Genomic DNA, 12,701 nt, shown 5'->3' on the forward strand with positions numbered 1-12,701 from the left:
ATGAAAACAACTTACGGAAAGACCGATAAAATAACATTTTAGCGGCTTAAAATAAAGCTGGGGCACAATATTTGCCGCGTATTTAACTGCCAAAACCAGGCACTTACACTATCTAGTATCGGCATGCATGGTGACAGATTCGCGACACTCATGTTTGCAAAGAGAATAATCGACGTTCTTACAAAAAACCCGCCATTGGCGGGCCTGGTCAAACCTGCTGCAGACTACGCTGCCTGCGCGCCTCGTATAGGCAGATGCCGCTGGCCACCGAGACGTTCAGGCTCTCTACCGATCCGAACATCGGGATGCTGATCAAACTGTCGCAGGTTTCCTGGGTCAGCCTGCGCAAACCTGCACCCTCCGCCCCCAGCACCAATGCCAAAGGGCCCGACAAGTCAGTAGATGGCAGGTCCGTATTGGCTTCTGCGGCAGCCCCGACAATAAACACCCCGGCCTCCTGGAGTTCGCGTAACGTACGCGCTAGGTTAGTCACTGCGATGAACGGCACCGTTTCCGCCGCACCGCAAGCCACCTTGCGCACTGTGGCATTCAAGCCTGCCGCACGGTCCTTGGGCGCAATCACCGCATGCACGCCCATCGCATCGGCAACCCGCAGGCAGGCGCCGAGGTTATGCGGGTCTTCCACTCCGTCCAGCACCAGGAAGAATGGCGGCTCCTTGAGGTCGGATTCCAGGATGTCGTGGATATCCTTGTAGGGGATTGGGGTATCCACCACGCGGGCGATCACGCCCTGATGGCGGGCATTACCGCCGGCCATGCCGTCAAGCCGGGCTCGCTCGACCTGCATGATGCGCACATTGGCCTGTTCCGCCATATGCAGCAAATCCTTCATCCGCGCATCCACCCTGTCCTTGTCGATCAGGATTTCCTGAATGCTCGCCCCATGCTGGCGTAAACGGCTTAATACGGCATGAAAACCGAACAAAATACGTACATCACTCATTCAATCAACTAGCTTTCTTCTTGGTTGTCACTTTGGCGAGGGATTGTCCGCTGCTTGCGCGAGGCGGTTTCGTCCTTGCCTTTTTCACCGCCGGCTTTGCAGCGGCCCTACGCGCCTTGGGCTTGCTCACCACATCCTGCACCAATGCCTCGATCAGCGGCTCTATCACCTTGGCAGCGGCAGGCTGGCGGCGTCTGATCTTTTCCGCCACAGGTTCCGCCGTTGCCTTGACTGCCTCAACAGCCGCAGCCGGCTTGCCACGGCGGCGCCTGGGCGATGCTTCGGGAGCGGATGATGCCTGTATTTGGTCCTCCCTGGCAACTAGTCCGAAGTCCACACGGCTGGTTTCAAGGTCCACGCGGTTCACCTTGACGCGCAGCCTGTCCCCCAAACGGAAGCGGACGCCAGTCCTCTCCCCAAGCATTTCATGCCTGACTTTGTCGTAGTTGAAGTAATCGTTCCCCAACTCGGTGACATGAAGCAGGCCTTCCACATAAACGCCATCCAAGGCCACGAACAGGCCGAAGCTGGTGACCCCAGCCACGGTGCCGTCGAATTCCTCGCCAATCTTGTCCTGCATGTAATAGCACTTGAGCCAGGCCTCGACATCCCGGGTCGCATCATCGGCGCGTCGCTCGGTCATGGAGCAATGCTTGCCCAGCTCCTGCCAGTCTCCAGCCTTGTAGGTTTCACCATTCAGCGCCGCCTTGATGGCGCGATGGATGAGCAAGTCAGGATAACGGCGAATTGGCGAGGTAAAGTGCGCATAGGCCTCATATGCCAAACCGAAATGGCCGATATTGTCGGGGCTATACACCGCCTGCTGCATGGAGCGCAGCAATACGGTTTGCAACAGCTGCTCATCGGGGCGCCCCTTGATCTGCGCCAGCAATTTGCCATAGTCCTTGGCATGCGGGGTGTCACCGCCGCCCAGGGTAAAGCCGAACTCGCCCATGAAGGTACGCAAGGCTTCCAGCTTTTCCTCGGTCGGTCCGTCATGGATACGATACAAGGCAGGATGCTCCTGCTTGCCAAGGAAATCCGCGGCACAGACATTGGCAGCCAGCATACACTCCTCGATCAGGCGGTGCGCCTCATTGCGCGAAGTAGCCTCGATGCGCTCGATCTTGCCGTTGTCGTTGAACACCATCAGGGTTTCATTGCTTTCGAACTCAATCGCCCCACGCTTCTCGCGCGCCGCCAGCATGACCTTGTACAACTTATATAAATGCTGCACATGAGGCACCAGCCAGTCATATTCGCGCGCAACCTCGCCCTCCGGGTTGCTGATCATGTCGAAGACCTTGGTGTACGTCATCCGCGCCTTGGAGCGCATCACGGAAGGATAGAACTTGTATTGCTTGATGCGCCCGGTATTGCTGACCTGCATATCGCAGATCATGCACAACCGGTCCACATCGGGGTTGAGCGAGCAAAGCCCGTTCGACAAGGCCTCAGGCAGCATGGGGATCACACGGCGCGGGAAATAGACGGAATTGCCGCGCTCATACGCATCCTTATCGAGACCGTCGCCCGGCTTGACATAGAAACTGACATCCGCAATCGCCACCACCAGGCGCCAGCCTGTCCCTTGGGGCTCACAGTAGACTGCATCATCGAAGTCGCGTGCGGTTTCCCCGTCTATCGTGACCAAGGGCAATTCGCGCAAGTCGATGCGCCCTTTCCAGTCCGCCGCGCGCACCTGCTTGGGATACTTCTGCGCCTGCTTGAGCGCAGCCTCGGAAAACTCATATGGCAGGTGATGCTTGCGCAGGGCAATCTCGATTTCCATGCCCGAGTCGGCATAATTACCGAGCACCTCGATCACCTTGCCCACCGGCTTGGCATGCGGCGACGGCTGCTCCGTCAGCTCCACCGTCACCACCTGTCCGTCCTTCGCCCCCATGTCGAGATGGTAAGGAATCAGGATATCCTGGTTTACACGCTTATCTTCTGCCGCGACGATGGTCACCCCGTGGCTGCTGATCACACGCCCCACCAGGGTCTTGGTCGAACGCTCCAACACCTCGACAATCCGGCCCTCCGGCCTTCCCCGCCTGTCCGTCCCGGCGGGACGCACCATTACGCGGTCGCCATGCATCACCTGCCCCATCTCGCGTGGAGAAAGGAATAAGTCGTCGCCCCCGCCATCGGGAATGAAGAAGCCAAACCCGTCAGGATGCCCCTGCACCCTGCCGGCCAAAAGATTCACCTTCCCAGTGATACACAAGGCACCCTTGCGATTCTGGATAATCTGCCCATCGCGCTCCATCGCCCCCAAGCGGCGCGCAAAAATTTCCTGTTCGGATTTCTTGATGCCGACTAACTGATAGAGCTGTTCCACGGTGACAGGAACGCCCTGCTCCTCCATCACGGATAAGATAAATTCCCGACTGGGCAAGGGGTTGGCATATTTCGCCAGCTCCCGCTCGGCATAAGGATCGTTAGCCCTAGCCCCTTTGGACTTACGCTGGGGAGCGGCTTTTTTCACATTTGTTTTTTTAATCTGCTTTTTTTTCGTTGACAAAGTATAGCTTTCCTATAAAATGCGCGGCTCATCGATATTCGATGCCCAGATGGCGGAATTGGTAGACGCGCTAGGTTCAGGTCCTAGTGGTGGAAACACTGTGGAGGTTCGAGTCCTCTTCTGGGCACCATCCCGATGTAGCAGATAACCAGCGATTTGAAGGCTTCCGGCCCGAAAATGCTGGTTTTTTTGTATCCGCATAACCCCGCATAGTTCCGATTGATTTCTCATTAAAGTAGATTACACTGTGACCACTTTCGTACCAAAGAGTGTACCAAGTGGCGACCTTTCAAAAACGTGGCTCTTCCTGGCGAGCCATCATCCGCCGTAAAGGTGAACGTGTATCCAAGTCCTTTACCACCAAGGCGGAAGCCATTGCCTGGGCAGCAGCCCAGGAAGCAGACATAGTAGCAGGAAAAAACGGCGCCATCCCAAATAAAACCTTCGGGGATCTGCTGGACCGGTACGCGGAAACTGTCAGCCCCACCAAGCGCGGGGAACGCTGGGAGCAGATCCGCATCGCGTTATTCAAGACACTGCCCTTTGCCGCGGTACACCTCAGGGAGTTGAACGCGAGCCACTTTGCCGCCTGGCGCGATCAGCGCATGAAGGAGGTCTCCGCCGGCTCTGTGCGCCGCGAATGGAATCTGCTCAGCAATGCCTGCACGGTCGCGGTGAAGGAATGGAAGTGGCTCGGCCATCATCCATTGAAGGAAATCAAGAAACCCAAAGCGCCACCGCCCCGCGACGTGATCTTGAGCGACGACGTGATCGAGCGCATGCTGCACAGTTTCGGCTATTTCCACGACGAAGCCCCTACCACGGCCACGGCCAGAACCGGCGCCATCATGCTGTTCGCCATTGAAACCGGCATGCGACTCAAGGAAATGACGCGCCTGACCTGGCCGATGGTCGATATCGAGGACAGGATCTGCCACGTCAGCCACGATTCCAAAACGGGCAAACGCCAGGTGCCACTCTCCAGCGAGGCAATCAGGATTCTAAAGCAGCTGGAAGGCATCAAGGCGGAGAAGGATAACCGGGTGTTCCAGGTGACTGAGAACACGGTGGATGCACTCTTCCGGCGCACCCGGGAGAAGGCCATGCTGGGGGGCTTTACCTTCCACGATACCAAGCACACAGCCTGCACCAGGCTTGCCAAGAAGTTGACTGTTTTCGAACTGGCACGTATGGTCGGTACGCGCGATCTCAAGACGCTGATGATTTACTACAATGAGTCGGCAAGCAATATCGCCAAGAAGCTCGATTAATTACCCAATTTCTGCAATTCCAAGTTCATGACAGATCTACCCCATAAATGTAAAACCATCGCCATTACCTTAGGCTTACTGCTATCACTGCACTCGCACGCCGACACGATTACCGGCAAGGTCGTCAGCGTAGCCGACGGGGACACGATCACAGTGCTATCCGGTACGACATCCCACAAGATTAGGCTCATGGGCATAGATGCGCCCGAAAAGAAGCAAGCATATGGCAACAAGTCCAAGGATTACCTTGCCCAGGCCATCGCCGGCAAGCAGGTCACGGTGGACTACAACAAGCGCGATCGCTACCAGCGCATCATCGGCAAGGTGATCTACCAGGGCCAGGATATCAACCTTCGGCAGGTGCAGTTGGGGATGGCCTGGCACTATAAGCAGTACGAGCGTGAGCAGGATGTCGAGGATCGCTCACGGTATGCCCAGGCGGAGTACCTGGCGCAGCGCGACAAGCTAGGGCTATGGGCAGAGAAAGCTGTACCGCCTTGGGAGTTTCGGAAGGCCAGGAAGGCATCGAAGCAATGATTTGCAATTGATTGCAACTAACAGCCCTCTAAGTTACAAAGGTTGTAACTTTCACGCAACAAAGACCTTTTAAGCTACAAGATCCTTGGTCCGCATTTACCAATAGGTAAATATAAGCATTGCTAATGTATTCACCTATCTATTAAACTTTGAACGGTTGTTGACGATATTGGTCAATACATTAAGATAAATAACAATGTCGCATCAAGTAGCGATGGAACAATAATATGATAGGTTTGGGTTTTAACGGGGCGAGGTTTCTTGAAGTTGCTATCAGAGCAATAGGGGCTTGGGCTACACTGATTGGAGCTTTATATGCAACAACAGTTTTCCTTGAGTTCAAAGACTGGGCAGCAACTTGGGCTTATACAGCAGCTACATTTTTTTCGCTTCTTTACCTATTCATGTTCATTTGTGTAACACGGCAAGCGGTACTCGAAACACGAATTAATGATATGGCCAAAGCTAAATCTGACCTTGAAGCTTTTGTGTTAAAGAATAGACAATCCAGCAGAAAAAAAGGTGGCAAGAATGGATAATAATATTATTTTCCTGAATGTTGCTGTTTTAGCGGTGGGCTTATTCGTGGCTTATGGCATGTATATTCGTGTCATGAGAATGAAGGCTTTCTTTTATTTATATTCCGTCAGAGACTCTTTGGTTTTGCTCGTGGCAAAAGGTGTTCTTGATGAGGATAATAAGTTATTTACCCATTACTATACTCGCGTTAATTCTGTTTTAAGAGAGCGTCCAAAAACTGGCATTCAAGATATTCTCGAGAGTTTGTTTTCTCAATATAAGAAATCTCCACAAGACTTTAGCAATATGCTAGCAAGGGCACGGACTCAGTCTCAAGAGTTATTAGCTTCCGCCCAAGAGCAAGACGAGGAAGTAAAGGTTGTAATTGAGAACTACTATTACGGTATTAAATTCTTGATGCTCTCTCACAGCAGCTTGTTGAAGCTATTTTATGTACTCTCAAAGCATGTTGTTCGGATATTGCCATCCGCGATCACTTCATGGGGTCTTAAAAAACTGCCTAAGTCCTTAAATCATGGATTTGAAGTTGTTCAAATGGTTGATCATTGTCATCGATGATCTTTAGCAAAACCCGCTCCGGCGGGTTTTTTATCGCCTGCTACTTCAGGTACATACACTTCACTATGTGAAATATCATAGTTAACTGTACGTTCGTACAATAAAATCCGCTCACCATGAGCACCTGCACTTTACTCGGTTTCGCCGCCCTTTCTCCTCCCCCTCTTGCTATCCCGATCGCCATCAAGGTTCGCGCCGGGCAATCGCATTTCCCAAGCCCGGCCCAGGACTATGAACAACGGTCGCTCGATCTCAACGAGAAGTTGATCACCAATCCGCCGGCCACGTTTGTTTTCCAGGTGGAAGGTGATTCAATGATCGGCGCCGGCATCTACCCCGGTAGCGTGTTACTGGTCGACCGGTCCCTGAAACCGAAGTCAGGCAGCATTGTGATTGCCGATGTTGATGGGGAATGGATGGTCAAGCGGCTGCATCGTCGCGGCAATTGGGTACGGCTGCTATCGGAGAATCCGGCACACCCCCCTATCACACTGTCCGAAGGCCAGGAGCTGGTTGTGTTTGGGGTCGTGACATATGTTATCCATAAGCCCGAATAGTAAGATTTATGCGCTGGCGGACGTCAATTCGATGTATGCCAGCTGCGAGCAGGTGTTCCGCCCGGACCTGCGCGGCAAGCCGGTCGTGGTCCTCAGCAACAATGATGGCTGCGTGATCGCGCAGAGCAAGGAAGCCAAGGCACTGCTTGAGCTATGGATGTGCCGGCCGTGGTTTGAGATCGAGGAGGAGTCCAGGAAGCTGGGCGTGGTGCATTTCAGCAGCAACTATGAGCTGTATGCCAACATGTCCAATAGGTTCAGCACGACCTTGCGGCAGTTCGCACCCCGGGTGGAGGTGTACAGCATTGACGAATGTTTTCTGGATCTCGACGGCGTGCGTGCCGATTTCAATAAGCTGGGTCGGGAGATCAAGGACACGGTGCTGCAATGGACCGGACTAGGTATTGGTGTCGGCTTTGGTCATACGAAGACATTGGCAAAGCTCGCCAATCATTGCGCCAAGCGCGTAGAAGGTTTTGATGGAGTGTGCGACCTGACATCTATGAGCCAGGCCGAACTGCAACGCATTATGGAAGGCTTGCCGGTCAGCAAGGTATGGGGCGTGGGCTCTCGCCTGGAAAGGCGACTAGCCAGGCTGGGCGTAGAAAACGTGTGGCGGCTGCGCAATGCAGACCCCAAGCGTATCAGGGATGAGTTCGGCGTGGTCCTGGAACGCACGGTCAAGGAATTGAACGGCGAACCGTGGATCGAGTTTGAAGAGGAGCTGCCCGAGGCCAAGCAGGTGATGTCGTCCAGGTCGTTCGGCCAGCGCGTCACAACGCTGCAGGATCTGCAGGAGGCGATAGCCTTCCATGCCGGCAATGCGGCGGCCAGGATGCGCAAGAAGGGACTGTATGCCGGGGCGATCTACGTGACCATTGCCAACAGCATTCACGACAAGGCCGAGTTCTATGAAGGCGGCGAGATCGTCATGCTGCCCTCGCCCACGAATTGCAGCGGCCAGCTGACAAAGGCGGCACTATGGATACTCAAGCGCATTTACCGGCCAGGCGTGTATTACATGCGCGCCTCGGTGATGCTGTCGGAGCTGGTCCCGGCCGGCGGGCATCAGCGCGAGCTGTTTGGCTACTCTGCCGAGGATACCAAGTCCATCAAGCTCATGGCCGCGATGGATGAAATCAACCGGAAATATGCAAGAGGCACCGTCAAGCTTGCCGCCGAGGGAATCACACCAAACTGGACAATGAGGCGGGCTTTTAAGAGCCCGAACTATACGACCGATTGGGAAGAGCTGCCTAAAGCTAGATGATTATTGTCGTTCTAAATAAAACAATAGCTTATGCGCTCTGACAATGATAAAAAATTCGCAAAAAATTTCCCCTTAAAAATCCTGCATATAACTCAAAAAAACAATATCTAGCGTTTTTGAGTGTACACAAGCACATTTTATTGCGCTATAGTCCTTCCAACTGAAGAGCTTACGAGCTGCCTTAGAGCCAGGAACTGTGCCAGATAATTCCATAAGGAGGTATATATGGAAAATGTTTGGATACATCTGAAGGACCTCATCTCCAACATGGATAAAGATGAGTGGATAGAAATTGCAAAGATGTTATGCAATTGCATGAAATGGTACTTAGAAGTAAAAGCGGAAAGGAAACGCCTTGCCCAAAAGCAAAGCGCCTCCGATCCTAGCGGTCAGATGTAAAGCGATCTAATTCTTCAACATCTGGCACAACTCAAAAGCCTAATCGGATTCCGAGTCCTTTTAGGCTTCTTTTTTGCAAGCTCTCTTCCTAAAAGATATCTTGCATGAAGTTATCTTAACAAAGATACAAATTAATTTGTCATCTTTTTCTTGTTATTTCTGCTGTTTCTCATGTTAATACATTTCCTGGTGGTTTTAATACTACTACCGATGCTTCTTTTCGTGATGATTTTGATGTTGCTATTGGCGACAATATTGAAGCTCATCTGCAACGCCCCGGAGAAGCCTCACAAGCAGCGATCCAATCAGCCATCAATCCATTGTAATAAGCCGTCGTTATGGCGCAGGCTTCCTCATCGCTTTGTCCAAGAGGTGCTGGCTCGGTGTCTGGCCAGCTTTCGGGTAAGCCTTGGAGGGATATGGAAATGCCGGGCACTCTGCCGTCACCACTACCGGCTTGGGTGGAGTTGCGCAGGCCGGCAATAGGCAGGCCAGCAGCAGGCTGACGTGTTTGAGTTTGGTTCGCATAGTAGGCCTTGATCCTTTCAATGGTGTCGGTAATCGCTAGCGCAGATTCCTCTCGACGCTCGATGTCGTCCCGTTCCAGGGCGGCATTTTCCAGCAGTCTTTCCTTGGTTTCTTCCTGGATGCTTTGAGTCAGCTTCGCCAGCGCGCCTATGGCGGCGTTTCTTTCTGCTTTTAACCCGGTATATGCCACTGCAAAATAAAATGCGGCCACGAGGCACAGTGTGATTTGCCAGTGTTCAAGAGCGAGTTTCAGCAGGGCTGCCAGCCTTCCACCGACCATCTTGAGCACCATCAATAGCCAGGTCACGCTACCACCCCGCCCGCTTTCTGGTACTGCGCCAGCAGAGTATCCAGCTTGTGTTCATGTTGGCCGTAGCCTGCTCCCGGCAAGCTCGCCCAGCGGCTGCGGCACTTTCGGGTAGCCTCAGCAATGCGCCCTGCCTCGATGTCGCCCAACGCCTTGCACTCGCGTATTAGCTGAATGGCAACCTTGTCCTGGTTCTCTGGGGTGAAGCCCCCAACCAGCCCCAGTTCACGCCGGTAGTGATCCCAGTATCGAGACAGGATTTGGTAGCGGCCTGCCGCGGTGGACTTGATCTTGAGCGCCGGCAGGTCTACCACCTTGCGCGGATGATCGGCATAGCCATCCATCAATGCGCCGCCGACAATAACGTCATAGCCGCGATCGCGTGTACGCTGCCTTGGATGGTCCGTACCCTCGCTATAAGCGATCATGTCCAGGAAGGCTTTAAGGTTAGGATGCATAGTTTCTCTCATAGCGATAACCCAGCCGATGAAGCGAGCGAGGCAGGATGAACAAGGCCAGGGCACCCAGCAGCACCAGGTGCTCCAGCCCCAAGATGTGGTGCCAGGCCTTGTACCCGACCACAACGGCGGCAGTGATGGCGGCCAGGTATTTAAGCTTGTGCCAGATGCATGAATACCCTGCCCGCATGCTGGCAATGGCGGAGATGCTTTCCAGGACGATATAAACCACAAGCAGGGCCGAGGCCATGGAGGTGACGATACTCATAAGGGATCTCCGATTCTGTCGACACGTGCTGACAGCACCCCGAACAGGCGCTTGCGAAACACGATCAGCACAAAGGCCAGCACGGCAGAAAGCCCGCGCTGGGGATACTCCCCGAGATTGAAATAATGAGTGACCAGCGGCAGCAGCAGGCCTGCAGCCACGGTGCCGCCCAGGATCATCCAGGCGGCTTTTTTATAGGTAACCGGATCAGAAAACGCGACCGCAAAACAGGATCCGATAAAGGCAGCCAGAACGGTCGGCATCGGCACGTCAAAAACAAATGAAATAATTGTCGAGACCAAGGCCACAACCCCAGCAAAGAATCCGTCAACGTGCGCGTGCATATCCCTCTCCGGGTGATGATGAAATGCTTGAATGAAATCTTAAAGAGCGCGGCGTCTCAAAATCAGGGGAGTTTGAGACAATAAAAAAGCCACCCGAAGGTGGCTGCTGAGAACATTCAAACCAAAACTGGAGCGAACATCTCGGCCCATCTAATTTGGCCTATTGGTCCAGCATGGATGTTGTCTGCGTAGTAACCAGTATCCAGCGCTCTGAAAGCTCTAGATACTGTATGTTGCCAGAAGTCAATCAACGGTAAGTTGAGGCCTTGGGCTACATCCCGGAAAACTGCAATGTATGAATCCTGCACCGCAGTACTAACGATGCTCGCATCATACGGCGGACCTGAAACCATCACTACATCAGTTAAACCACCCCGCCCCCAGTGATGCACCAGGGCTTCGAGGTTTGACCTGTAAGTGGCTAGACTCACTCCTTGAGATATGTCATTGCCCGTGAAGCATATGAACACTACATCCAGGTCATATGCGTCGCGCAGCGCTGTTGAAAACGGCGATAAGGCAGCGCCAGTTTCCAGAAAATTGGCCGTGGCCGCGCCGCAAACCCCAAGGTTCATCAAATTAATCGCTGGGACCTGAGTATTCTCAGTAATGATGCTCATAAACATGGCATCCCCGGAAACCCAGGAGACAGTCACCGGGGTTGTGATAGGAGCACCCAAAGTGAAAGATGGGGAAGATATCACTGATGCATTTCCGCCGTTGTTTATTGTTGCCGATCCTGAACCCGCCGATACATTCGCGTTAGATGCAAACGCGTTGTTGTGATGAATCACAGTAACTCTGTCGTATGATTTGGCCGGTTGGAAGATCAAGGAACCTGCCGCAGCATTAAATCTCCACGGGCGACCGCCGAGCGTATTTTGTGGTCCTCCGGTAATTGTGCCGCTGAAAGCCACACGGGAATCATGTTCCGGATAATCTACAAAGGCCTTTCCCGATGGATATCCTCCGCTTGCATCGCGCCATCCGCCCGAAGGGGTTAAGCTTCCCCAGTTAGAGGGAACACCATTGGCATCAAGAATGCTACTTAAGCGGGAGAACCATGCCGATGCGGCGGCATTTCCCGCACGGCCTTGACCTGTTGCGCCTTCGCCTCGTACAGCCGACCCTCCGATCACTCCCCATCGACTACCAACAAGCCCTCCGGCAGCATCTGAAATCGAAGCCCGCAAGCGAGAGGTGTTAGTGGTTTTAAAATTCACTATATTGGGCGCGATGATCATACCATCCGGCCCCAACAACTCAGTGTTGCCGGTAGTGGTGTTGATGACGACCTGCGCAGCACCCTTCACCGCTTCGACGGGCAGCCGTTCCTCATCAGGGAGATCCGCAAGCTTGTCACGCAAGCTTTCCGGGGTTTCATCGCCAGCAGGACCACGTACATCCGTTGCCTGGGATGCCAACGCCACGTAACCTTCAGGCCCGACGTACATGCCAGTAGCTGGCTTTTCGCCAGTACCACCAACCCAGTCTACAACCTGCTTCACGCGGCGCTCGCCATCCTCAACAATCGCTTCTATCGCTGTCCAGGCATCTGCGCCAGGGAGGCCGGCGCCAGGGTCGCCCTTCACATTAGTGGCATCTGCCGGATCTTCAACCAAGCCATCGGGGCCGACATATAAACCGACTTCAGGCTTGTTGCCACTGCCGCCGGTCCAATCCACCACTTGCTGCACAACACGGCCTGCCACGGTCACCAGGGCAGGAACAGGCGTCCAGCCGCCAATGCCGAAATCGCCGCCTGTTTTCAGGCTTTCACCAGTGCTCAATACAATGATCATGTTGTCACCGTTTCAATCAGGTTCACTTGGATGCGGTCGGTGTACTTCACCTGACCGCCCAAGGAGATTTTGAAATCCATCACCAAGCCGTTCTCGACCGGCCAGGCTGCCGTGTCTGTCGGCAGGAATGCTACGACGCCCCGCACGGCATCAATCACTTCTACCTCGAAATCGTGCACCAGGACTTGTCGCAAGGTTCTCAGCTGGCATCTGATCTCGAAGCCAGTGATGTCCATTGGCGAGTGGTCGTCATTCTGGAAAGATGCCCGGAATCCGTAGGTTTCCCCTTGTCGGACCTTGAGCATGGGCGGGTTATGGCGGTCCATGCGCGCTCCTGAAAATAAAAAAGCCACCAGAGGGTGGCTAGAGAT

14 protein-coding genes and 1 tRNA gene are annotated in these 12,701 nt (G+C 53.7%); 7 read left to right on the forward strand and 8 right to left on the reverse strand.

Features of this window, described 5'->3' with window-relative positions; genetic code table 11:
• Positions 1–208 precede the first annotated feature (208 nt).
• Both rlmB and rnr read right to left on the reverse strand, forming a co-directional pair.
• Positions 209–964, reverse strand: coding sequence for a 23S rRNA (guanosine(2251)-2'-O)-methyltransferase RlmB (gene rlmB, locus ACW4YW_RS14915; protein WP_457138271.1), 756 nt, complete (start codon positions 962–964; stop codon positions 209–211).
• Positions 965–968: 4 nt separating this feature from the next.
• On the reverse strand, positions 969–3,491 hold the full coding sequence (rnr, locus tag ACW4YW_RS14920) for a ribonuclease R (protein ID WP_457138272.1): 2,523 nt from the start codon (positions 3,489–3,491) through the stop codon (positions 969–971).
• Between the two features lie 43 nt (positions 3,492–3,534).
• Between rnr and ACW4YW_RS14925 the strand changes: the two genes are divergently transcribed.
• The 7 genes from ACW4YW_RS14925 to umuC all read left to right on the forward strand — a co-directional run bounded on the left by ACW4YW_RS14925 (position 3,535) and on the right by umuC (position 8,224).
• A tRNA-Leu gene (locus ACW4YW_RS14925) sits at positions 3,535–3,621 on the forward strand.
• Positions 3,622–3,769: 148 nt separating this feature from the next.
• Positions 3,770–4,762, forward strand: a complete 993-nt coding sequence (locus ACW4YW_RS14930) for a tyrosine-type recombinase/integrase (protein WP_457138273.1) — start codon at positions 3,770–3,772, stop codon at positions 4,760–4,762.
• Between the two features lie 27 nt (positions 4,763–4,789).
• Entirely contained in the window at positions 4,790–5,299 is a 510-nt protein-coding gene (locus ACW4YW_RS14935; RefSeq protein WP_457138274.1) for a thermonuclease family protein, read from the forward strand.
• A 227-nt stretch (positions 5,300–5,526) separates the two neighbouring features.
• Positions 5,527–5,838, forward strand: coding sequence for a hypothetical protein (locus ACW4YW_RS14940; protein WP_457138275.1), 312 nt, complete (start codon positions 5,527–5,529; stop codon positions 5,836–5,838).
• Positions 5,831–6,397: a hypothetical protein gene (locus ACW4YW_RS14945; RefSeq protein WP_457138276.1), complete on the forward strand. Its 567-nt coding sequence runs from the start codon at positions 5,831–5,833 to the stop codon at positions 6,395–6,397. The genes ACW4YW_RS14940 and ACW4YW_RS14945 overlap by 8 nt, the downstream gene beginning before the upstream one ends.
• Before the next feature lie 116 nt (positions 6,398–6,513).
• Entirely contained in the window at positions 6,514–6,954 is a 441-nt protein-coding gene (locus tag ACW4YW_RS14950) for a LexA family protein (protein WP_457138277.1), read from the forward strand.
• Positions 6,932–8,224 (forward strand): translesion error-prone DNA polymerase V subunit UmuC, encoded by a 1,293-nt coding sequence (umuC, locus tag ACW4YW_RS14955; protein ID WP_457138278.1) that lies wholly within the window; start codon positions 6,932–6,934, stop codon positions 8,222–8,224. Before ACW4YW_RS14950 ends, umuC begins: the two co-directional genes overlap by 23 nt.
• Before the next feature lie 661 nt (positions 8,225–8,885).
• On the opposite strand, the gene ACW4YW_RS14960 is transcribed toward umuC, so the two are convergent.
• The 6 genes from ACW4YW_RS14960 to ACW4YW_RS14985 all read right to left on the reverse strand — a co-directional run bounded on the left by ACW4YW_RS14960 (position 8,886) and on the right by ACW4YW_RS14985 (position 12,656).
• A complete protein-coding gene (locus tag ACW4YW_RS14960; RefSeq protein WP_457138279.1) occupies positions 8,886–9,458 on the reverse strand; it encodes a hypothetical protein in 573 nt (190 codons plus the stop codon).
• On the reverse strand, positions 9,455–9,916 hold the full coding sequence (locus ACW4YW_RS14965) for a glycoside hydrolase family 24 protein (protein ID WP_457138280.1): 462 nt from the start codon (positions 9,914–9,916) through the stop codon (positions 9,455–9,457). Before ACW4YW_RS14965 ends, ACW4YW_RS14960 begins: the two co-directional genes overlap by 4 nt.
• A complete protein-coding gene (locus ACW4YW_RS14970; protein WP_457138281.1) occupies positions 9,906–10,184 on the reverse strand; it encodes a hypothetical protein in 279 nt (92 codons plus the stop codon). The genes ACW4YW_RS14965 and ACW4YW_RS14970 overlap by 11 nt, the downstream gene beginning before the upstream one ends.
• Entirely contained in the window at positions 10,181–10,528 is a 348-nt protein-coding gene (locus ACW4YW_RS14975) for a hypothetical protein (RefSeq protein ID WP_457138282.1), read from the reverse strand. The genes ACW4YW_RS14970 and ACW4YW_RS14975 overlap by 4 nt, the downstream gene beginning before the upstream one ends.
• Positions 10,529–10,644: 116 nt before the next feature.
• Entirely contained in the window at positions 10,645–12,330 is a 1,686-nt protein-coding gene (locus ACW4YW_RS14980; RefSeq protein ID WP_457138283.1) for an SGNH/GDSL hydrolase family protein, read from the reverse strand.
• On the reverse strand, positions 12,327–12,656 hold the full coding sequence (locus ACW4YW_RS14985; RefSeq protein ID WP_457138284.1) for a hypothetical protein: 330 nt from the start codon (positions 12,654–12,656) through the stop codon (positions 12,327–12,329). Before ACW4YW_RS14985 ends, ACW4YW_RS14980 begins: the two co-directional genes overlap by 4 nt.
• Positions 12,657–12,701: the final 45 nt, after the last annotated feature.

Source organism: Methylobacillus pratensis (genome assembly GCF_054072455.1).

Bases quoted from the DNA above. Each gene is read 5' to 3' on its own strand.
- ACW4YW_RS14980 (WP_457138283.1), bottom strand. From the start codon at position 12,330: ATGATCATTGTATTGAGCACTGGTGAAAGCCTGAAAACAGGCGGCGAT.
- ACW4YW_RS14935 (WP_457138274.1), top strand. From the start codon at position 4,790: ATGACAGATCTACCCCATAAATGTAAAACCATCGCCATTACCTTAGGC.
- ACW4YW_RS14945 (WP_457138276.1), top strand. From the start codon at position 5,831: ATGGATAATAATATTATTTTCCTGAATGTTGCTGTTTTAGCGGTGGGC.
- rlmB (WP_457138271.1), bottom strand. From the start codon at position 964: ATGAGTGATGTACGTATTTTGTTCGGTTTTCATGCCGTATTAAGCCGT.
- umuC (WP_457138278.1), top strand. From the start codon at position 6,932: ATGTTATCCATAAGCCCGAATAGTAAGATTTATGCGCTGGCGGACGTC.
- ACW4YW_RS14975 (WP_457138282.1), bottom strand. From the start codon at position 10,528: ATGCACGCGCACGTTGACGGATTCTTTGCTGGGGTTGTGGCCTTGGTC.
- ACW4YW_RS14965 (WP_457138280.1), bottom strand. From the start codon at position 9,916: ATGCATCCTAACCTTAAAGCCTTCCTGGACATGATCGCTTATAGCGAG.
- ACW4YW_RS14985 (WP_457138284.1), bottom strand. From the start codon at position 12,656: ATGGACCGCCATAACCCGCCCATGCTCAAGGTCCGACAAGGGGAAACC.
- ACW4YW_RS14950 (WP_457138277.1), top strand. From the start codon at position 6,514: ATGAGCACCTGCACTTTACTCGGTTTCGCCGCCCTTTCTCCTCCCCCT.
- ACW4YW_RS14970 (WP_457138281.1), bottom strand. From the start codon at position 10,184: ATGAGTATCGTCACCTCCATGGCCTCGGCCCTGCTTGTGGTTTATATC.
- ACW4YW_RS14940 (WP_457138275.1), top strand. From the start codon at position 5,527: ATGATAGGTTTGGGTTTTAACGGGGCGAGGTTTCTTGAAGTTGCTATC.